The 22,145-nt window shown below is 35.4% G+C and carries 15 protein-coding genes and 6 pseudogenes; 7 read left to right on the top strand and 14 right to left on the bottom strand.

What is annotated here, in order from left to right; translation table 11 throughout:
* The first annotated feature begins 115 nt into the window (after positions 1–115).
* Positions 116–1,066, top strand: coding sequence for a hypothetical protein (locus N7U66_RS10875; RefSeq protein WP_267675346.1), 951 nt, complete (start codon positions 116–118; stop codon positions 1,064–1,066).
* A 58-nt stretch (positions 1,067–1,124) separates the two neighbouring features.
* Here N7U66_RS10875 and N7U66_RS10870 read toward each other — a convergent pair whose 3' ends face one another.
* On the bottom strand, positions 1,125–1,997 hold the full coding sequence (locus tag N7U66_RS10870; protein ID WP_267678514.1) for an OmpA/MotB family protein: 873 nt from the start codon (positions 1,995–1,997) through the stop codon (positions 1,125–1,127).
* A 130-nt stretch (positions 1,998–2,127) separates the two neighbouring features.
* Between N7U66_RS10870 and chrA the strand changes: the two are divergent.
* Positions 2,128–3,254: pseudogene (gene chrA, locus N7U66_RS10865) on the top strand (chromate efflux transporter).
* Between the two features lie 51 nt (positions 3,255–3,305).
* On the opposite strand, the pseudogene N7U66_RS10860 reads toward chrA, so the two are convergent.
* From N7U66_RS10860 to N7U66_RS10850, 3 genes and pseudogenes are all read right to left on the bottom strand, one after another.
* Positions 3,306–5,581 (bottom strand): annotated as a pseudogene (locus N7U66_RS10860) (anion permease).
* Between the two features lie 79 nt (positions 5,582–5,660).
* Positions 5,661–6,596, bottom strand: a pseudogene (locus N7U66_RS10855) (porin); the annotation flags it as partial.
* A 57-nt stretch (positions 6,597–6,653) separates the two neighbouring features.
* Positions 6,654–6,890, bottom strand: a complete 237-nt coding sequence (locus N7U66_RS10850; protein ID WP_267675345.1) for a hypothetical protein — start codon at positions 6,888–6,890, stop codon at positions 6,654–6,656.
* A 392-nt stretch (positions 6,891–7,282) separates the two neighbouring features.
* Between N7U66_RS10850 and N7U66_RS10845 the strand changes: the two genes are divergently transcribed.
* Positions 7,283–7,642, top strand: a complete 360-nt coding sequence (locus tag N7U66_RS10845; RefSeq protein ID WP_267675344.1) for a toxin-antitoxin system YwqK family antitoxin — start codon at positions 7,283–7,285, stop codon at positions 7,640–7,642.
* Between the two features lie 71 nt (positions 7,643–7,713).
* Here the strand turns inward: N7U66_RS10845 and N7U66_RS21800 are convergent, their stop codons facing one another.
* The 5 genes from N7U66_RS21800 to N7U66_RS21780 form a co-directional block, all read right to left on the bottom strand.
* Positions 7,714–8,130, bottom strand: coding sequence for a hypothetical protein (locus N7U66_RS21800; protein ID WP_313791171.1), 417 nt, complete (start codon positions 8,128–8,130; stop codon positions 7,714–7,716).
* A gap of 454 nt (positions 8,131–8,584) precedes the next feature.
* Positions 8,585–8,875 (bottom strand): hypothetical protein, encoded by a 291-nt coding sequence (locus N7U66_RS21795; protein WP_313791170.1) that lies wholly within the window; start codon positions 8,873–8,875, stop codon positions 8,585–8,587.
* 209 nt (positions 8,876–9,084) lie between these two features.
* Positions 9,085–9,675, bottom strand: coding sequence for a TonB-dependent receptor domain-containing protein (locus N7U66_RS21790; protein WP_313791169.1), 591 nt, complete (start codon positions 9,673–9,675; stop codon positions 9,085–9,087).
* Positions 9,615–11,327, bottom strand: a complete 1,713-nt coding sequence (locus N7U66_RS21785; protein WP_313791531.1) for a TonB-dependent receptor domain-containing protein — start codon at positions 11,325–11,327, stop codon at positions 9,615–9,617. Before N7U66_RS21785 ends, N7U66_RS21790 begins: the two co-directional genes overlap by 61 nt.
* A 7-nt stretch (positions 11,328–11,334) precedes the next feature.
* On the bottom strand, positions 11,335–11,739 hold the full coding sequence (locus N7U66_RS21780; RefSeq protein ID WP_313791168.1) for a carboxypeptidase-like regulatory domain-containing protein: 405 nt from the start codon (positions 11,737–11,739) through the stop codon (positions 11,335–11,337).
* 182 nt (positions 11,740–11,921) lie between these two features.
* Between N7U66_RS21780 and N7U66_RS10830 the strand changes: the two are divergent.
* Positions 11,922–13,260 (top strand): annotated as a pseudogene (locus N7U66_RS10830) (deoxyguanosinetriphosphate triphosphohydrolase).
* On the opposite strand, the pseudogene dxs reads toward N7U66_RS10830, so the two are convergent.
* Positions 13,257–15,030, bottom strand: a pseudogene (gene dxs / locus N7U66_RS10825) (1-deoxy-D-xylulose-5-phosphate synthase). The pseudogenes N7U66_RS10830 and dxs sit on opposite strands and share 4 nt — an antisense overlap.
* A 149-nt stretch (positions 15,031–15,179) precedes the next feature.
* Between dxs and N7U66_RS10820 the strand changes: the two are divergent.
* The 3 genes and pseudogenes from N7U66_RS10820 (at position 15,180) to N7U66_RS10810 (ending at position 18,635) form a co-directional block, all read left to right on the top strand.
* Positions 15,180–16,406, top strand: coding sequence for a M36 family metallopeptidase (locus N7U66_RS10820; RefSeq protein ID WP_267675343.1), 1,227 nt, complete (start codon positions 15,180–15,182; stop codon positions 16,404–16,406).
* Entirely contained in the window at positions 16,381–17,862 is a 1,482-nt protein-coding gene (locus N7U66_RS10815) for a M36 family metallopeptidase (RefSeq protein ID WP_267675342.1), read from the top strand. Before N7U66_RS10820 ends, N7U66_RS10815 begins: the two co-directional genes overlap by 26 nt.
* A 324-nt stretch (positions 17,863–18,186) precedes the next feature.
* Positions 18,187–18,635 (top strand): annotated as a pseudogene (locus tag N7U66_RS10810) (nucleoside deaminase).
* 3 nt (positions 18,636–18,638) lie between these two features.
* On the opposite strand, the gene N7U66_RS10805 reads toward N7U66_RS10810, so the two are convergent.
* The 4 genes from N7U66_RS10805 to N7U66_RS10790 all read right to left on the bottom strand — a co-directional run bounded on the left by N7U66_RS10805 (position 18,639) and on the right by N7U66_RS10790 (position 22,120).
* Complete coding sequence (locus tag N7U66_RS10805; RefSeq protein ID WP_267675341.1) at positions 18,639–18,878, bottom strand: hypothetical protein; 240 nt, start codon at positions 18,876–18,878, stop codon at positions 18,639–18,641.
* A gap of 61 nt (positions 18,879–18,939) precedes the next feature.
* Positions 18,940–20,718, bottom strand: a complete 1,779-nt coding sequence (locus N7U66_RS10800) for a chloride channel protein (protein ID WP_267675340.1) — start codon at positions 20,716–20,718, stop codon at positions 18,940–18,942.
* Positions 20,719–20,787: 69 nt separating this feature from the next.
* Positions 20,788–21,594, bottom strand: a complete 807-nt coding sequence (locus N7U66_RS10795; protein ID WP_267675339.1) for a tetratricopeptide repeat protein — start codon at positions 21,592–21,594, stop codon at positions 20,788–20,790.
* Positions 21,566–22,120, bottom strand: a complete 555-nt coding sequence (locus N7U66_RS10790) for a hypothetical protein (RefSeq protein WP_267675338.1) — start codon at positions 22,118–22,120, stop codon at positions 21,566–21,568. The genes N7U66_RS10795 and N7U66_RS10790 overlap by 29 nt, the downstream gene beginning before the upstream one ends.
* Positions 22,121–22,145: the final 25 nt, after the last annotated feature.

Raw genomic sequence — 22,145 nt, 5'->3', positions numbered from 1 at the left:
TTCATTTAAAAGGATTTGTCTCTTAAGGCCTATAGTTAAGGTGTTTATGAGATGAATTATTTGTTAACCATTCTAGTTATTGTTGTTAACAACTAGAATTTAATAATTAAATAAAATGATTAATTACACTATTTACAGAGTTACACTCATTAATAAAGACAATGAAGACCAAGTATTAAATTATTTTAATGGAGAAAAGGATTTTTTAGAGGTATGTAATCAATTCTATGAATCTCTGAGAGAAAATAAGGTAGACTATTTTGATAGTAAAGGGAATAAAAGAACATTTTCGATAAGTTCAAATATTGACTATCAAATAAATGAAAGGCTATTAATATCTCATATAGATTCCGGTTATACTGGAGAAAATTTAGAAATACGCAGTGAACAAAATAAGTTAAACTATCCCGTTAATAAGACAGAGTTTCAGAGTAGAAAAGTGTTCTCTCTTTTTTATGTTCCTAAAAATTCAAAATATGGATATGTAGTTTATGAAAACAAACCTAAACATGGAGTTAAGGTGATATTTGAAAGGCAGCTTCAGAAGTTTCTTAAAGAATTGGGATATCAAGATTACAGAGTTGTAATGACACCTGGTCTAAATTTCAACTATTTATCCAATATGGTTGAAAATGGAAAACTAAAAAAAGTTAGGTTGATCAATTATAGACTTTCCTCTGATATTCAGTTAAGTCTTTGGAAAAATGTAAATTTAAAATCGGATGATCAAGATGTTAGAGAAATTAAATTCAAAAGCAAAACAGAAAACAGTTTGTTTAAAAAAGAGCTGTATGATCTATTTTTTTCTAAAATAAATAAAAGTGAAAAAATTCGCTTTATGAATCAATATGAAGTTGATGAAATTTCTTTTGAAGTTAATCACAATGGGGCTTCAAAAACATTTTACATCAAAGACAAGGCATGCATGAGAGCTAATGTTGATGTTTCAAAGCGTCTTGATATTATTAATGGAGAAGCAACTTATGAGTCTATGAAAATGATTGGGGTTGTTTTAATTAAGGAAATATTAGATTTTGGATTTTCCTATTATAATGAAGTAGCTTAAAACCAAAAAAGCATCCGTAATACGGATGCTTTTTTTATTATTTCATTCGGTTTAGTTGTTAATCAACCGTAGAAACGCCTTCTTGATTATCCATCAAAGCAAAAAACTTGTTAATGTTTGGTAAGATAACAATGCGTGTTCTTCTATTTTTTGAACGCCCATCACGCGTGTCGTTATCGGTAAGCGGTTGGTAGCTACTACGTCCAGCAGCAATTAATTTTGCTGGGTCAACATTATAACGGTCTTGTAGCTTTCGTACCACAGAAGTCGCTCTTAATACACTTAGATCCCAGTTATCGGTTACCTTTTCTGTATTAATCGTTCTACTATCTGTATGCCCCTCAACCATCACTTCTATCGACGGTTCAGAATTGATAACGTCTGCTAATTTTTGTAAGATGTTATCGGCTTTATTACTAATGCGGTAACTACCACTATTAAAAAGCATCTTGTCTGAAATGGATATCATCACCACCGTTTCATCAATATTGATCGCAATATCGTCGCTTTCATCTAAGGTAGACGTGTCCATCGATTTCTTTAAATTATACGACACAGCCAAATTCATAGAGTCTTTAAGCGTTGTTGCCTCACTTAATAAAGAAGGATCCACTTGCTTAAGCGTTTCACGCATTTTGCGCTTCGTCGCATTTGAAATGACAGCAGCATTACCAACAGCATCAAACTTAATATCGTTTTCTGCAGTTAAAGACCCCACCTCATCGGTTAAGGTATTTATTTTAGAATTGTACTGTTCAACACGTGCTTCAATTTGAGCAAATTTCTCTTCTAACTCTTCTTTTTCAACTTTCGTTTTGGTAAGTTCACTAACGACTTCACCTTTTTCTTGTTCTAGAGCTACGTATTTCTTCTTTGAAACACAGCTCGCCATTGTAATGATTGCGAATAATGCAATTGAGATTTTTTTAATAGTCATAATTAAGTTTATAGTGTTTGTATTAGATACGCACCTAATCCTGCTACAGACGTTTGAATATTGAATTTTACAATAATTTTAACATTATGATTAATTATCTTCAATTTTTGAAACGACAAGTGAAATGAATAATAATAAACTAAAAGACGTCGCTTTGGTGTTCTTTAAATTAGGCTGTTTTGCTTTTGGTGGTCCAGCGGCACACATTGCGATGATGGAACAGGAAGTGGTAACCAAAAGACAATGGATGACAAGGGACACGTTCTTAGACCTTGTTGGAGCAACAAACTTGATACCAGGTCCCAATTCAACAGAAATGACGATGCATTGTGGCTATGAGCGTGCTGGAAAAAAGGGTCTTTTTGTTGCGGGTATTGCCTTTATTTTTCCTGCCATTTTCATTACAGCGCTTTTAGCTTATTTGTATGTGGCCTATGGGCATTTACCGAAGTAACGCCTTTTATTTTTGGTGTCAAACCAGCGGTATTAGCCATTATCGCTTCTGCCGTTTATAAACTGGGCACAAAAGCGATTAAAACTATGGAGTTAGCTATATTAGGAACCCTCGTTTTAACTGTGAGCCTGTTTGGTGTTAGTGAAATTATAGCTTTGTTAGCTGCTGGCGTTTTAGGTATGGGCTATTTTTATATTAAAGAGAGGCGCCAAGGGCATTTGTATAGTTTTTTGCCTTTTACGATGTTTCTAACTCTCGGTGTGTCGCTGTTTAAAATAGAGACACTACAGGTTTTCTTTACCTTTCTAAAAGTAGGGGCCATCTTATATGGAAGCGGTTATGTGTTGTTTGCTTATTTAGATGCCGAATTGGTGAGCAAAGGCTGGCTCAGCAGGGTGGAACTTATAGATGCCATCGCGGTTGGCCAATTTACTCCGGGACCCGTATTGTCTACGTCCACATTTATAGGCTATCAATTGTCCGGTTTTCCTGGAGCCTTAGCAGCAACAGTTGGTATTTTTCTACCCTCTTTTTTATTTGTTTTATTACTTAATCCTTTAATTCCTAGAATGCAAAACTCTAAAATATTACGTTATTTTTTGGATAGCGTTAATGTTGCGGCTGTAGCTGTCATGCTTGCCGTGCTTCTTGTTATGGCACAGAAAACCTTAATAGATTGGAAATCCATTACCATTGCTGTTATAGCCAGCTACTTAACCTTTGGAACAAAATTAAGTCCCATTTGGAATATCATTATGGGGGCTGTTTTAGGTTTTGTCCTGGTTCGCTTTTTTTAAATAAAAAAAGCCACCATAATCATGGTGGCTTTTCTATCGTTATATGGACGTTTAATCCTCAGTAGTAATAGTTGCGGGAGCAACTGAACTGTCATGAGCATCATGATATTCTTGTAATAAATTCATGGTCGCTGTTAATAAATCTTTAGTCTCTAATAACAAGCTAAAATAAAGCGTCGTGTTTTTTGGACTAGACTCTTCACTACGTGTACGTGCGACTTGCTTCGAAATTTTAGAAGTTACTAGATCAAACACTTCTTTTTTGCTATTTAAGATGGCTCCAATTTGCTCAAAAGATCTAGAGTCAAATGCGCCTTTAATATCAACAAATAACAATTCTACGGCATCATCTACTTCTTTTAGCTCTTTAACCTGACTAAATTTAAGATTTTTATGGTTGTTATTTATGTGCTTATGACTGGTTTTAGAAATGTATTCTAAAGACTGTGTCATGTCCTGTAAATACCCTAATATATTAATATAGAAGCTACTTGCACTAACACTTGACTCATCTAAGTTTTTTATAAAATAGAAAATGTTATCACGCAGACTATCCACTTCATCTGCTAATTTTTTAACTTGTTTCTTATTCTTTTTTAATAATGACGAATCCTGCTTAGCAAGTCCTTTTATTGCATTCGTGTAAATTTTATTACCTCGTTTAACCACGCTTGAGATGTTTTTAGCACTCTCATGAATCACCCCTTGCACAGAACTGATATCTGAGGTTGTTAAACTGTCTTCTTCAATAGTTTTATTGGTGCTTTTTTTGTGTGAAGAATAATTTCTATATAATAAAATCACTGTTACCAATAATAAAATCGGTGTCATCACCATAGGATTCCAATTAATCAAGAACACCACGATTCCCGATGCGACAAAAGCACCAATGGCAGTACCAAACCATCCTCCAATAACATTTAAAACTCCTGCCACTCTGTAAACAGCACTTTCTCTACCCCAAGCGCGATCAGCAAAAGAGGTTCCCATAGCAACCATAAAGGTCACGTAAGTCGTGGATAAAGGCAATTTCATTGAGGTCGCTATTGCAATTAAAACTCCTGCAACCATTAAGTTTACAGAGGCTCTAATCATATCAAACGCGGGAGCATCGGCTCTAGCTGCTTTGCTTGAAGATTCCGTTGGTTTTTCAAAACTCAAGCTAATCTTATCTTGAATGGTTTTTGGAACTATAGAGTCTATAGCAATAGATAAAAAAGAAGTTCCTTTTACCACAGCTCTTGATAGTGCATTAGGTTCGAATTTCTCACTGGTATCGCCTTGACTCGAAAGTTTAATCTCTGTTTCGGCAACCGTTTTAGCTTTCTTAGAGAACCATAAGGTTAATACCATAATGCCTCCGAGAGATAAATAATAATAATGGTTCTGCCGGTACTTTTTTTGAAAGCACACCCATTGAAAATTCTCCGGCTGCTGTTCCGGAAACCACCCAAGCTTCATAAGAATGATAAGCGGCCATTGGGACACCAATAAAGTTCACTAAATCATTTCCGAGAGAAGGCCAATGCTAAGCCGAAAGTTCCAACTGCGATAACAATTATTAAAATACTTTTATTTGTGATTTTTTGAAAGGCAAAAGAAAACAAAGTCCGTAACACAAAACTACCAATTAATATAATGGCTTCTTTACCTTCAATAAGGCCTTGCATATCCTTGTAGTAAGGTGTGCCTTTTAAACCTTTTAAAAAGATGAAATACGTAATGGCTGCTAAAGCAAAGCCGCCAAAAAGCGCTCCAAAATTTTTAATTTTATTTTCGTAGTGGAATGTAAATACTAAGCGGGATACCCATTGTACCAAAGCTCCTATTGTAAAGGCTATAAATACAGACATGAGAATGCCGGAAATAATTTCTATGGCTTTAGAGGTGTTAATATAGTTTCCTAAATCTGCAATAGAATGTTCATCAGAGCCACTTATTTTTATTAAAGACATAACCACTGCAGCTCCCAATAAATTGAATACAATAGAAACCGTTGTTGAGGTTGGTAAACCTAGAGTGTTAAAGAAATCTAGAAGTAAAATATCAGTTATCATGACGGCCATAAAAATGTACATGATTTCATCAAAATAGAATTGTCCAGGCACAAAAATACCTTTACGTGCGACTTCCATCATACCGCTAGAAAACACGGCTCCAATAAAAATACCTAAACTAGCAACTATCATTATAGTACGCATAGAAATGGCCTTAGAGCCTATCGCTGAATTTAAGAAGTTAATCGCATCATTACTAACACCAACAACAATATCAGCAACAGCTAAAATGGTGATGGCAATCAACATAAATAAATAAATATTATCCATAATTTTTAATTAAAATAAGTTTGCAAATATCTCGAGTGTTTTCGAGTGTTGTGTTACCTCAATGTTATCTTTTAAATTTTTAAAAATGAATGTCAAATCCAAGTCTAAAGGTAATATTATCTTCGTTACCATCAACAGTCGTATAACTTAAGTCACTTTGTACCTTTAATTTGTGTCCCACAAGATACTTAGAACCTCCTAAAGTATATTGTTCTTGTGAAAGGCTTCCAGTAAAAGCATCATAATTTACGACGGTAAAACGTCCTGCAACTTCATAATTGCTTTTAAATAAATACCCCATTTGAAGGTTGAGTGCATTACCAGTTAAAACAGTACCTCCAGTTAAATCCCCATTAGAATCTGTTGCAAAGGTTCCGTCTGAATTGGTGGCAAATGGGTTTTCTGCATTGCGTATAGCATATTCTCCCATAAAAGAGAGGCCTCGGTATTTAAACATGGCATCAACAAAAATCGTTTCAACATCTGTTTCATACAAAGAAGTGCCCTCGTCGTTAAACATATAATCTCCTAAACCACTGCGTTCTCGAACCGCATCCTGATTAAAGTTGTAAGTAGCACCTAACATTAATTTTGGTGTTGCTTCGCGTTTTAAATCGGCTTGAACATAATCTCCTTTGGATTGAAATTCCCCAAATGGTAGAAGCTCTAAGCGACCGGTGTATTGCAATCCTCCTTTGTTACCTTCAGAAACATTACGTCCTTCACCTTGAGAAAGCGCTAATTTTTCACGCATTAAAAAGTGGTTGCCTAATTGTGCTTTATGACGTAATTGTATCCCTAAATCGCGGTCTATATTAAAACGACTGTTTAATAACGAACGATCTATTAATTGAAGATTGGCAGAAGACACGACGCGCTCCACGTTTCCAGGCAACTTAGTTTGTCCTGCCCAAAGTTCGAAATTTTCTGCAAAGTGCCACATGATCACGGCATCAAGAATGATATTAGGCGTGTCTCTATTAAAATCATTGGCTCCGAGAGACATCTCTGTTTGATAAGCCCAATTCTAGTTTGTATTTTAATTTCGGACTGTATGCAAATCCATCAAATTTTAAGCGCGCACGACGCACAATAAAGCCGTGTTCGGGCTGCCATATTGATTGCCGTCATGATTCCATGAAGACTCTGAGCGCACTTGAAAACGAGGTGCGAATTTGATACTAAAAGAACTGTCTTTAGCTGTGAAGTTTAGTAAACCCTTCCCGAAAGACGTATCGCTAATTTCTTGTGCATTTATAGACAAGTAGGCGCAAAGCAAAAATGCTGTAAGTGTAAATTTAAGTTTCATTGTAATCTATAGTTTTTTGTCGCCGCAAATAACTGACTCTAATGTTAACTCAATGTTTCCTAATGATTATTTTTTTAATTAAATCATATAAAAAAAGACTGCCTTGGCCTAGGGCAGTCTCATTAGAAATCATAATAATGTAGTCGACAAAAACTAATAGATTATATGAAATACTAATTGTTTGTCTATAGACAGTACAAATATCTCGGTATTCGAGTCATGTTATTGTAACCTTAATATTACCAAATTATTAATTCGCTATGTTAAATTTTAATTATCAAAATACTGATAATCAAGATTTTATGATTTCAATGTTAATTTAATGTTACCAAATGGTTGTTTAAATGTTAATTAAGATTTATATTTGATATATAATGATAAAACCCATAATTATGAAGAAATCAATTTTATTTTCAATTGCCTTTTTAATTGCTGTGGTATCTTATGCTCAGCAAGAGCGAGATTTAAAACTTAATAAAGACACTAATTTAATTGAAGTGGTTTATTATCATGACAATGGAGTTGTAAGTCAAACAGGTGCTTACACTACAGATGGTAAATTACAAGGAGAGTGGCTTAGTTTTGACACAGAAGGCAAGAAACAAGTTTCTGCAAATTATGATAATGGTAAAAAAGTCGGCAAGTGGTTTTTTTGGAACGAGACCACTCTTAAAGAAGTAGATTATAACAATAATGCGATTGCTAATATTAGTGAATGGGAAGTGAAAGCTCCAGTTGCTGTTAGGAATTAAATTAGTGAAAATTAAAAAACAAAAAAGCATCTTCGTCACGAAGATGCTTTTTTATTTATACCATTTTAAAACTATTCTATGGTCCAGCCTGCTCCCCAAGTAGCATAATCTGTTCCCGTTGCAGTACCTTCAGCTGTGTAAAAATCGGCGTCTGTAAAAGTGACTGTAGTGTCGTTTTTCATGTTTAATATAACATCTACAAAAGTGACTCCTGTGACTTGTAAATCATCACTTACAACCCCGTTACCTGTGTCTAAATCGTCTAAATCAAAACCTTCAGCATAGCCAGTAATCATAATGTTGTTAAATATACCTTGAGTTCCAGCTCTTAATCTTACTGCTTCTGCAGAGTTAGCAGAGCCTTCTCCAATAATAGTCACGTTGTTTACCGTTGGCTTAGAGAATATCCCTGAGGCATTGCTAAAATCGGTATTGTAACCATCGGCTTCAATCGCTTTATCATCTGTAGCTCTATTGGAGATGTACACTTCATTTAAAGTTCCGGAATAGCCTTCTGTCCAGTCTACAGAATCATCTTCAGCATGAATTACTGAAATGTAGCTCGCGTTTACCGTGCCTCCAAAAAATTCGATACCATCATCTTTTCCTGCGTAAGCCTGAATATAATTTACAGCCGTACCATTTCCAACACCGTAGAATGAAAAGCCGTTGTTTTCTGATTGTCCGTCAGCGGCACCCCCGAATATTCTACTCTTACGTAATTTAAAGCACCGTAATTGTCATTAGCTATATTTCCACCATAAGGTAAGTTAGCAATTTCTGAAGTTGCAGTAGCGGTTCCGGTTACTGAGTTTATAGGTGCTTTTCCTAATAAAATTAAACCTCCCCAATCTCCAGGTTGTGGGTTTGAAGCATCTGAAGTAAATACAATAGGACAATTGGCAGTACCGTTGGCTACAATTTTGGCACCCTGAGAAATGGCTACATATACGTTGGCTCCGAAGCTAAAGCTTCAATAGTCATACAACCAGGTATTGATAATGTGGTGCCGCTGGCCATAATTAACGCTCCATTAATTTTGTAAGTATTGTTTGCGTCTAGCGTTAAATCTTCGGTGTAAGTTCCCGACAAGAAAATAGTTTGTGGGTTTGAACCACCGCCACCTGTAGTGTTGTTTGTGGTTGTGTTGATTATAATATCAGAAGTATCGTCTGTAGTACAAGAAAATACTGTAGCTATTAAGGCTAAGCCTAAAATTAATTGTTTTTTCATTGTGTTCTTTTTTAATTTATTTTAATTAATAGTTGTGTTAAAAGTTGTATTTAATTTGAAGACTTAAGTTCATGCCGCGTTTGTAATCGGTAACTCCTTTGCCATTAGCAGAAGTTACAAATACGTTACCTTGGTTTTGGTCTTCTCTTATGTATTGAATGGTAGGATTTAATATGTTTTTTGCACTAAAGTTGATTTCAAAATCCTTTTTAATCGTGTTTTTCCGAGATGAAATCTAAAGTAGGAACACCTTTTTCTACGATGTTTCCTAAATCACCAGAGCCTAAGGCATCAATTCTATCAGAGAAATAAGAGAATACTAGGTTCGCTACTGGTTTGTAATTTTCAAAAGTTGGCGAGTAACTGATGTCTGCATTTAATAAAAGAGGAGATGCGCCCTGTAGCTCATCTTGTGCTTTCTTGAAAGATAAATCAAAAGTACCATCTATAGCAGGGTATAAATCTTGCTTGGTTTTCATGTAAGTCGCGTTAATTCCAAAGGATAAATTCGTGTCATCCGCGTCGTTTACAATGAGGTTTTTTCTTAACTCTACTTCTACACCATACACAGTAGCCTTATCTCCAGTTCTTACATAGCGTTGTGTTCCGGTGGCATCGCCTACAACTACTAGATTAATAGGGTTGTCTATCTGTTTGCCAAAAGCCCCTACAGAAAAGATCTCACTTCTACTAAAAAACCATTCGTATTTGAAATCGGCATTAACTATTTTAGAATAGCCTAACACATCCGGGTTACCACCAATTCTTGTAGAAACGTCTTCATAAACAAAAGGAGCCACTTCTTTAAATTCGGGACAGAAACCGTTTGGCTGGCAGAGAAACGTAAATTTTGATCGTCGTTTAAGGCATATTTAATGTTTAGTGTAGGTAGGACAAACGTTTCTTTAAAAGCACGTTCGCTATTGCCTTGATTTCCTAGGTTTATAACATCGTATTTAATAGACTGGTCAAAAGATTCTAGTCTAACCCCTGGAACAAATAACCATTTTTCACCAGCTTTAATTTCTGCATCCATATACCCTGCCGCAATACTTAATTTTCCGGAGTACGTGTTTTCAGGTAGCCCTGGTAAATTGGTGTTACCTAAGGTTTGATTGGGATCGGTAGCGCTCACAGGAATACCATTAATCACTGTGATGTCATAGCCTGTATTGTTATTATCAAAACTAATATTTGATAAGGTAAAGAAACTATCAAAGTTGTTAACGTCTGTAACGGCATATCCATTGTCTTGAATATCATAGCCATAACGAATATTATCAAACTGTCTTGTTTTGTACCTTCCGTTATAGCCAAAATTTAATTTAACAGTCTCATTGGCGTCATAAGCTAAATTAACCCTACCACTGTATTCGTCGTCTTCAATATTTTGAAAATAGCGCTGATTGTCAAAATCTACATTACTATAAAAGCTTGGATTTGTAGAGGCATCATTATCAAATGCCAAATGGTAGTTTTCTAAACTCACACGTTTTCTGTCGGGTTGGTTAGCATAGACCTTGTTATACCCAAAACCCCAGTCTAACTCATACTTCTCTGATTTGTGGTTTCCTAATAGTTGGTTAACAAACATTCCGGTTTGATCAAACTGAACATTCATTTGATAAAAACCTTCATCGGTGTTTAAAATAGCATCTCTGTTTTTTCCTTTTCCATCGATACCAAAATAGCCTACTTCGTCTGAAGAACTATTGATGAACACCGAGTTAAACTTTATACTATTCTCATCATTGATTCTATAGTTTATGTTAGTCATGCCCGTTGTCGTCGTACTATATTCGTATTCCTCGGCAGCATCAAAACGCTTTTTTTCTACAGTTGAAAAATCTACTGCTTTTCCAAATCGGTATTGATAATTGTTTTCAAACGAAGCTGTGGCAAAGACACTTAAACGAGAGTCGTCATTAAAATTAAAGGTATTGCCAACAGAAGCACCATAGTTAATATTAATAGGAGTGCTCACATTTTCCGGGTCTATACCATGTGATAAAATAACAGCAAAAGGATTGTGCTCATATCTGCCATAATAACCAAAATAGCCCGTACCTTCACTTCTTACAAAGCTTTTATCTATAGCATTGGTATTAAAGCCAGATCCAGTAAACACTTCAAAAAATAAATCACCTTTATGCTCTTTTGATGTGATGTCTACATTACCCGCAGAGAAATCGCCATAAAATCTCGAAGAGTAAGCCTTACTTATGGATACATTTTGAATAACGTCTGAAGAGAAGAGATTCAAGTCAATGTTTTTCTTGTTTACATCGTTAGACGGTAAAGACAAACCGTTCATAGTTGTATTTAAATAACGATCACCTAATCCACGAACATACACGTTACTTGAACCTTCTTGTTTAGATACACCGTAAATTTTAGCAACAGCACCGGCAGCATCACTAACACCTTTACGTGATAACTCGTCTGCACCAATACTTTGCTTAATTTCTACGGCCTTTTTCTCGGTTTAATAATAAGGCAGTTTCACTTTCTCGCTTTGTTGTTGTTTGAAGTACAACTTCTTCTAGTTTTGCTGTACTTGCCGCTAAGCTAACATTAATTTCTTTCTTTTCTCCAGCGTTAATTTGAACTGGAATATTTTGTGTTTCGTAACCTACAAAGCTAAATTCTAAAGTATAGCTTCCAGGTTCTAAATTAGCAATAGAATATAAACCATCAAAATCTGTAGTTTCCCCTTTCGAAGTCCCTTTAATGGCAACATTACACTGAGGTAATGCTTCGTCGTTATAGTCTTTATCAGAAACTTTTCCATAAACAGAACCCGTTTCTTGAGCGAAAGCGACTAATGAAGTTAGTAGTGTAATAATTAGCAAAAATTGTTTCATTTTTAATTTTAGTTTTCTCGATGCAAAGAAACTGCGGTTCTATGAATCGAAGGTTAAGCAGGCGTTAAAACTCAGTCATCAAAAGGTTAGCGCAATGTTACCAAGAGTGGGATTCATTTTTAATTTGGAAACATTAATTTAACATTGAATTTTTCTATCTTGCGAGCACTTAAAAACCAACTATGAACTGGGAACAATTACTCTCTTTAAAGCGCTTTGGAGACACCAATAAACGATTACGAAAAGAACAAGACGAAACGCGATTGGGTTTTGAGGTAGACTACGACCGTGTTATTTTCTCGTCGGCATTTAGAAGTCTTCAAGATAAAACCCAAGTGATTCCCTTATCGCAAACCGATTTTGTGCATACCCGTTTAACCCACAGTTTGGAAGTGAGTGTTGTAGGGCGTTCATTAGGGAGAAGAGTGGGTTTAAAAGTGTTAGAAAAACATCCGCATTTGCAAAACATTCATGGCTATCAGGCACATGATTTTGGAGCCATAGTGGCTGCTGCGGCGTTAGCTCATGATATTGGAAATCCGCCGTTTGGGCATTCGGAGAAAAGGCTATTGGAGAGTTTTTTAAATCGGAAAAGGAAGTCAATACAGAAAAGAGTTAACCGAAAAAGAGTATCAAGATTTATGTGATTTTGAAGGCAATGCGAACGGATTCAAAATCGTAACACAAAGTAGAGATGGACGTGAAGGTGGCTTAAGATTGAGTTATGCGACCCTTGGGGCATTTACTAAATATCCTAAAGAATCGCTTCCTAAAAAACCAACGCGTCATATTGCTGATAAGAAATATGGTGTTTTTCAGAGTGAGAAGGAGGCCTTTATTGACGTGGCTAAAGAACTAGGGTTGGAAAGTCGAAATGACAAGGCCATGAGTTACTCCCGTCATCCATTAGCCTTTTTAGTGGAAGCCGCAGATGATATATGTTATACGATTATAGATTTTGAAGATGGTATTAACTTAGGACTCATACAAGAAGAGTTCGCTTTGGAATATCTCATTAACTTAGTTCGCCATAAGATTAATACTAATAAATATCACGAGTTAAAAAACACAGAAGACCGCGTGAGCTATTTAAGAGCACTAGCTATTGGGACATTAATTGACGAAGCAGTGACTCTTTTTATGCAAAACGAAGACGCTATTTTAAATGGTGAATTTGATCAAGCCTTATTAGATAAAAGTCAATATGAAGCCCAAATTAACGACATCATTAAATTAAGCGTGGAAAAAATTTACCAATCTACAGAGGTAGTAGATAAAGAAATCGCGGGTTATGGTGTGTTGAGCACGCTTCTTGAAACCTATACAGAAGCGGTGAACAACAGCTACGAAAGCAAAGCCTCTAATTATGACGGTTTAATACTAAAAGGATTGCCTAAAACAATTAAAGTGAATCAAGATAGCATGTACGAACGCTTATTAAGTGTTTGTCATTTCGTTTCTTTACTATCTGACAGTCAGGCAATCATTCAATACAAAAAGATAAAAGGGTTTAGTTTTTAGATTAGTTTAGATGAAATATATTCTGAAAGTCCGTTAGCATCTAGGCCAATGGATTGCTGTAATTCATCAATAGTCCCATGTTCAATAAAAACATCGGGAATGCCTTTTAAGTAGACTTTGTTTTTATAGTGATGCTCAGCAGCAAATTCCAAAATAGCTGAGCCCAACCCGCCTATAATGGATGCGTCTTCAATCGTAACAATACGCTCATGTGTTTTGAAAATAGTGTGAAGTAATGTCTCGGTCTAATGGTTTTACAAAACGCATATCGTAATGCGAAATAGATTGAAGTGTTTCCTTTAAATGTATGGCCTCAGAAACATTTTTCGCAATACTACCAAGAGACAAAACCGCTAGTTTTTTTCCTTTTAATAGTACTTCCGCTTTTCCTATTTCAATTTTAGTAAAGGCTTGTTTCCAGTCAATTATATTTCCACGACCACGAGGATATCGAATGGCAATCGGGTGTTCTAGGCCTAATTGAGCAGTGTACATAATATTACGTAATTCAATTTCATTACGTGGAGCGAAAATGATCAAGTTAGGAATACAGCGTAAATAACTTAAATCGTAAACACCATGATGTGTTGCGCCATCTTCACCAACCGGACCAGCACGATCTAAACAGAAAATAACGGGGAGATTTTGAAGAGCAACATCATGAATCACTTGATCGTAAGCCCGTTGCAAAAAAGTAGAATAAATATTACAAAAAGGGATTAAACCTTGTGCAGCCATACCGGCAGCAAGTGTAACGGCATGTTGTTCTGCAATGCCCACATCAAAGGCACGATCTGGGATTTGTTCCATCATAAATTTAAGTGAACAGCCCGTTGGCATGGCTGGAGTAATGCCTATAATATTTTCATTCAATTTTGCTAATTCAACCAGTGTATGCCCAAAAACATCTTGAAACTTAGGCGCTTCAATACTGCCTTCTTTTACATACAAATCGCCTGTTTTTACATCGAATTTTCCTGGAGCATGGTAGGTAACTTGGTTTTCTTCTGCTTGACGAAGCCCCTTGCCTTTAGTGGTAATGACATGTAAAAATTTAGGGCCTTTTACAGTCTTTAAGCGGGTTAATTCTATAATTAATTTAGGTAAATCATGACCATCTATTGGGCGCGAATAATCAAAGTTTAAGGCTTCAAATATATTGTCTTGTTTTTGAGTGCCTTGTTTAACATTAGTCAAATATCGTTTTAGGGCACCTACGCTAGGATCGATACCAATGGCATTATCATTTAAAATAACTAATAGATTACAATTAGTGACGCCTGCATGGTTTAAGCCTTCAAAGGCCATACCACTCGCGATTGAAGCATCTCCAATGACAGCAATATGCTGTTTATTAAGATCACCTTTTAATTGAGACGCGAGGGCCATTCCTAACGCGGCAGAAATTGAAGTTGAGGAATGACCAACACCAAAAGTGTCAAATTCACTTTCACTTCGATTTGGAAACCCACTAATACCACTAAATTGTCTGTTTGTATGAAAGATGTCTTTTCTTCCCGTTAAGATTTTGTGGCCATATGCTTGATGCCCAACATCCCAAATGAGTTTGTCCTTTGGCGTATCGAAAACATAGTGGAGAGCAATTGTTAACTCAACAACACCCAAACTGGCGCCCAAATGGCCCGCTTTTGTAGCAACAGCTTCTATGATAAAGCTGCGTAATTCTTTCGTTAAATCAATAAGAGCTTTCTCATTGAGTGTCCTTAACTTTTTAATAGAATCAATGGTGTTTAAAATTGGCGTGGCCATAATAGGATAAAATTGATTGTAAAATTATCAAAATGAGCAGTATAAAATGTTAATTATTTAAGATAATTTAGAGATTATTGAAATAATTGTAAGTTGCTCCTTATATTTGGGACTTATCTTAAAAATCTATTAATAAACTAATTCAAACGATGAAGAAAAACTACTTTTTACAGCTTATTGTTTTCGCTTTCGCATTTGCTTTTCAAATGGGTAATGCTCAAAACCGATTGGCTAATAATGAATTTGGTTCAACCATTCAAAACTGGCTAAACCAAAATAAAGACAGCTATAGATTGTCTGAAAATGATCTTTCCAGCCTATTAGTAAGTGATGCTTATTTTTCTAAAAAAACTAAAATAAATCACGTTTATATTAATCAAGCCTATCAAGGGATTAAAATTCACAATGCTGTTTCAAGCGTAGCAATGAGAGATAATGCTGTGTTTTATTATGATAATGCATTACTTTCTAATATTGCTTCAAAAATAAATACAACAACTCCGGTAATTGATGCGCAATCGGCTATCAATTCAGTAGTCACGGCATATAATTTAGGACCTGTTTCTAATTTAGAGGTTCTTAAATCTTCAGAAGGGAGTTATCTTTTTTCTAAAGGGGGTGTTTCAAGAGTGGATATTCCAGTACAGTTAGTTTTTCAACCTTTAGAGAATGGAAGTATTAAATTGGCTTGGGATTTAAGCATTAATACTTTAGACAATAAAAATTGGTACAGTGTTAGGGTGGATGCTTCAACAGGAGCTATCATAGATACTAACAACTGGATTTTATCTTGTAACTTCGGAGATGGAAATCATAAAAAGCACACGTCACATAAAATAAAAGAAAGCACTGGAATTAATTTATTTAAATCAGAAAGTTCTTATATGGTAGATGGGTCTCAATATAGTGTTTACCCAATTCCTTTTGAAAATCCTAATGATGGACCATTAACTTTAGTTTCAGAACCCGCAAACCTCATCGCATCACCTTTAGGATGGCACGATACCAATGGTGCTGCTGGTGCAGAATTTACAATTACTAGAGGAAACAATGTCTATGCGCAAGAAGATGCGAATGGAGACGATGGTTTTGGTGCAGCTCCTGATGGAGGTGCCGCATTAGATTTTGATTATTCAGCATCAGTTATAACTACGACACCTTCTAGTTTCCAGGATTTATCACTTACTAATTTATTTTACATTAGTAATATCATGCATGATGTTTGGTATCAGTATGGCTTTGATGAGGTGAGTGGAAATTTTCAGCAAAACAACTATGGTAATGGTGGAGCAGGAAATGATTTTGTAGTGGCAGATGGCCAAGATGGTAGTGGTTTTAATAATGCAAATTTTGGAACACCTCCGAGATGGAAATAATCCAGGAATGCAAATGTTTTTATGGGATACGAATGGGAGTCCATTAACTGTGAATTCGGGTGGACCATTAGTAGGTGAAATAACAGCCGTTTCTCCTGCAGCAGGAGCTGGTAATAACATCACTGGGCCTTCAGGGACTCCAGTTACAGCAGATTTAGCGGTAATTATTGATGATAATATTGGACAACCCACTTCTACAGATCCTAATGATGGTTGTAACGCGGTCATCAATGCCGCTAATCTCAATGGTAAAATTGCCGTGATTAGAAGAGGGGCTTGTAATTTTACTTCTAAAATTCAAGCGGCACAAGATGCTGGTGCGGTTGCAGTAATAATGGTGAATCATAATAATCCAACGAATGATCCAGCTTATACCGAATATGTTAATATGTCGGGTGAGACAATGCCCCCTTTTACAATTCCGTCGTTGTTTATTAATAATGCAGATGGAGAACAATTAATTACAGCGCTTCAAAATAGTGAAGTAATTAACGCGACTATCTTTAGACCTTTAGTAGATGGTAGTTTAGATAACGAAATTGTGGCTCATGAATACGGGCATGGTATTTCTAATAGATTAGCAGGAGGGCCAAGTAATTCAAATTGTTTAGGGAATGCTGAGCAAATGGGAGAAGGCTGGTCTGATTGGTTTGGAATGATGATAACCATGAAGGCGACAGACCTTGGGACAGATGCTAGAGGGTTTGTAACGTATTCTACTAGCCAACCACTAGATGGTTTAGGAATTAGACCAGCACCTTATAGTACGGATACTAGCGTTAACTCGCTTACATATGCAAGTACTAATGATGACACTAATATTTCACAGCCTCATGGTATAGGAACGGTATGGGCCACCATACTTTGGGATTTAACTTGGAAGTATATTGAAAAATATGGTTTTGATTCAGATGTATACAATGGTACTGGTGGAAATAATAAAATAATGCAGTTGGTATTAGATGGACTTAAACTTCAAGCTTGTGGCGCAGGTTTTGTTGAAGGTAGAGATGCCCTTTTAGCCGCAGATACTGCTTTAAGTAATGGCGAAGACCAATGTATGATTTGGGAGGCTTTTATTGATCGAGGGGTTGGTTTGAACGCAAGTCAAGGGACTTTTGGCTCAAGAACAGATCAAGTTCAAGATTTTACAGCTCCTGCGTCATCAGATCCATCACTTCAAAATTGTACTAGTTTAAGTGTAGATAAATTCAAAGCTTCTAACTATTCAATTTTTCCTAATCCAACCAATAACATTTTAAATATTAATGTTAAAAAGAGTTTTGGTGAAGTGAACATTACATTAACGGACATTAACGGACGTGTTGTTTTAAATACAACAAAAATATTAAATGATAATGCCACTTTAAACATTGGGGCATTGCAATCTGGAATGTATATTCTTACTATTAAAGGAGAAGGTATTAATACAAACGATAAGATTCTTAAAAACTAAGTGTAGTTTTTAAGTCATAGAATTTAAAAGGCAGCTAAGAAATTAGTTGCCTTTTTTATTTAATAGTGTATCTCACAAGAAGCAGGTGTTCTACTGTGAGTCGCAATAACTTAATATTATAACAGGCATAAAATGAGCTAACGCTTTGGCGAAAGAGTTCAATAGCGAATTTTTTTAATTGAAGATATATAACCCTAGTTTTCTAATCATGGTCTTGGAATGACAATGTTCTATAGGGAGGTGATGGTTGAGTTTTTTGTTCATCTGAATCAATTTTTTTCAGATAGTATTAATAATTTAAATGAAATTGTATTTTTGTCATCTATGATAAATCCATACGACGACAAATATTTTATGCAAAAAGCAATTCAGGAAGCTGAGGCTGCTTATGAAAAAGGGGAGATCCCGGTTGGGGCTATAATCGTAATTGATAACCGTATTATTGCGAGAGCACATAATTTAACCGAGTTGTTAAACGATGTTACAGCCCACGCAGAAATGCAAGCTATAACAGCAGCAGCAAATTTTCTCGGAGGGAAATATCTTCAGAATTGCACCTTATATGTCACCTTAGAGCCTTGCCAAATGTGCGCAGGAGCATTATATTGGAGTCAGATTTCAAAAATTATATATGGGGCAAGGGATCCGAACGTGGTTGTATTCATCTTAACACAAAGTTGCATCCTAAGACTAAGATTGAAGGCGGGGTTTTAGAAGCAGAAGCATCAAGGTTATTGAAGCGGTTTTTTATAGAAAAACGCAACTTGAATTAAAGGTTATAGCTTTCGCTGGTCACCTTCCTTTTTACGCATTTCTTCTATTTTTTCTTTGGTTAACATGTATTCTTTAATATCTCTGTCTTTCCATCTATGGTATGTAAATAATGGAATGACTATAAAAAAGAAACTCAACACCCCGAAGCCAATAAGCTTCTGTGAGTAATCAACTTCTAATGTGTAGCCACAAATCACACTGGTAACCGAAGCGATAAAGAAAAGCCAAATAATATATTTCATTTTAGTATTTTATAAACTCACAAAATGCGTAAGGCATACGACAAAATTAAACAATTTAAAACTATGAACTAACATTAATCAATTGTCTTCTATAAGCCGTCAACAATTTTGACTTTGAAACAAATCCTATATATTTTCCATTGTCAATAACAGGTAAATTCCAAGCATTGGAATCTTGAAATTTCTGCATCACCTTTTGCATGGAATCTTTTTTATAATGAATTTTATCTGGTGGGTTATTCATAATATCCTGAACTAGGGTTGAATCATATAGAGATTGATCAAACATCATGTCGCGTATGTCATCTAATAAAAGGATGCCAACAAGTTGTTGGTCTTCATTGACTACTGGGAATAGGTTACGAGCAGATTTAGCAACACCTTCATGAAGCATTTTACCTAAAGTCATTGTAGGTTTTAAAACGATAAAATTGGTTTCAATGATGCCATCAAGTGTCATTAGAGTTAATACACTTTGATCTTTATTATGCGTCAATAATTGCCCTTTTTCAGATAATTCCCGAGTATATATAGTGTAATCAATCGCGCTTTTTTTAACACTGAAAGAAATACCTACAGCGATCATCAATGGTATAAATAATTCATAACCCCCTGTAATTTCAGCTATTAAAAAAATAGCGGTTAAAGGTGCGTGAAGTACTCCTGCAACTAATCCAGCCATCCCAATGAGTGTAAAATTAGTTTCTGAAACATTAAAACCCAAGCCAATATTATTAATAACTTTGGCAACCACGTTGCCTAATGCACTTCCCATAACCAGTGTTGGGATAAAAATACCCCCAACCCCTCCTGCAGCAAAAGTAGTGGTCATGGCTACTGCTTTAAAAATGGTGATACCAAATAATAATGCGATGACCACCCAAATATTGTCATTAAAAGCATCAAAAGGCGTTTTGCCTAAAGCTTGTAAATGTTTGCCAGCCAGCAAATTATTAATAAAACCGAAGCCCTCACCATATAAAGGAGGAATAAAGTACAGCATAACACCAATAGCTAGTCCGCCAATAATTAAACGCTGAAAAGCAGTTTTGAAACGCTCAAAAAATTTTAAAATGGCAAAGTACATTTTAGTAAAATAAATAGAGGCTAAGCCCGTACCAATTCCTAAAACAGCATAAAAGAGAATGTCTTTTATTTCAAACTTGTCTGAAAAGTTAAAATTAAAAAGTAAATCGTCCCCAAGAAAGAAGTATGATGTAATTACAGAAGAAACCGAAGCAATAAGTAATGGAAGTAAAGAGACAAAAGTTAAGTCTAAACTGAAGACTTCTACAGCGAATATGATTGCTGCAATTGGTGACTTGAATATAGAAGAAATAGCACCTGCTGCCGCACAACCTATTAACAAGGTTCTTGTTTTTCTATTGATATGAAAAAGCTTGCCTAAGTTTGAGCTTATAGCCGCACCAGATGAAATAGCAGGTCCTAAAAGTCCTACTGAACCACCGAAGCCAACAGTTAGTGGCGCAGCTATTAATGGGAAATATATTTTACTGCGTTGTAGAATACCGCTTTTTTTAGCTAAAGAATAGAGTACGGAAGGTATGGCGTGTTCTAATGGTTTTTTTGACACATATTTCACAAATAAATAGACTAACAATAATCCAATAACCGGTAAAATAAAATAGAGCTGATTGCTTGAAAACGCAATACTCTTAGATAGTAGAGACTCTATGGTAAACGTAATATTTTTTAATATAACAGCAGCTAAACCTGCCAATAAACCTACCAGTGCACTTAATATAAAAACAAAGTTTTTTTCTGATAGATGTTTGTATCTCCGGATTAAAAAGCGTCTAAAAGGTGTTTTTTTGGGCATAAGATTAGTCTCTATTAAAAATAACAAATAAACCTGTGGGAAGTAGATTTTTTGTTCAATTGTGAGCCGTTATTGCAATGTTTTTTTTAAGTCCTCTAAATCTTCCGGATATATTTGGCGTAAGGTTTCTACATAAGGCCGTTTATTATTATAACCTAAATTGTAATCTGCAATCGCTTCATTTATAGTTTCTTTGGATAGTTCTAAAAGGTTTTGGGCTTTAAATATTTGTGCTTTATAATATTTAGCATCTGCACTCAGATTACGGGAATACGCTAATTGTTTGTCAAAATTGACTAATGCTTTTTCGTAGTTTCCTGCTTCAAAATAAGAAATGCCGTTGTATAAGAACGCTGTAACATCGACATAATCTTCTCCAAAAGCTTTAATCTCTTGGGCGATATGTTTTTCAAAATAGGCATTAGATGCTTGATAATCTTTCAATCCTAAATAGGCGATGCCACGCCAATAATCTACACTATGGCCTTGTGGTGCATCAATAAAATTTGGAGTTAATGTATCTGAAGCGTCAAAATCTGCAATGGCTTTCTTGTAATCTCTATAAAACCATAAATATAAGTAGCCACGCCAAGGTATTCGAGTTGCAGCATCTAACGTAACAGCTTTATTGTACTGCGGCAACCATTGGTGTGGTAGTCCCCGTTTTAAGTACGCGACAGACAATTCGTAAACGGCTTGCTCATAAGTGGAGTCTATTTCTGTCGCTCTTTTTATTCCATTAATGCTCATCCTTGAGCCTTGTGGGTATTGAATCGCTCTTTTATAAACCGCTTCGGCTTTCTCTCTTTTTGTACTACAACAAAAGAGTAGTAAAAGACAGGCAATACTAAGGTATAATTTCAGTAATTTCTCCATTTTCTATGCGGTATGAAATGTACATGTAGGCATCTCTCTTTTTGTCGTGTAGATACACTGGATGCCATTGTTTAACATTTGTCGTTAAGTTAGTGAGTTGTTTTTTTAAATCTGAATTAAAAGACTGTGGTTCTAGATCGAGGTTGTTTTCATGCGTAATAAACCGCCCGGCTTTTCCTTCACAATTAATAATAAATCGAATGTTGAAATATCCGGAATCTGAATAATTTCGATTCTCGTACCCTTTATTTATATAGTCCCTAAAACCATTTTTTCCACTGAAATAAGGTAGGGTTTCTGATTGATTGTAATACTGATAAACATGATTTTTGTCACAAACCTTAAAGTCATCATTTAAAATAGAAATCTCCGGATTTATATAGTGGGCATCCTGTTTGTATTCACCTTCATTAGGTAATAAACTATAATGCATCAAATAATAAGTATAGGCAACTAAAAACCCAAAGACAAGCAAGAGAATGCCTAATATACTGCCTATTATTTTAAAAATCTTTTTTCCTTTCATAGTTCTAAACTAATAAAAAATCCTG

It is taken from the genome of Lacinutrix neustonica, assembly GCF_026625145.1.
GTDB lineage: Bacteria > Bacteroidota > Bacteroidia > Flavobacteriales > Flavobacteriaceae > Lacinutrix > Lacinutrix neustonica.
The sequence above is the reverse complement of the archived record's forward strand: the minus strand, read 5'-3'. Positions and strand labels throughout refer to the sequence as shown.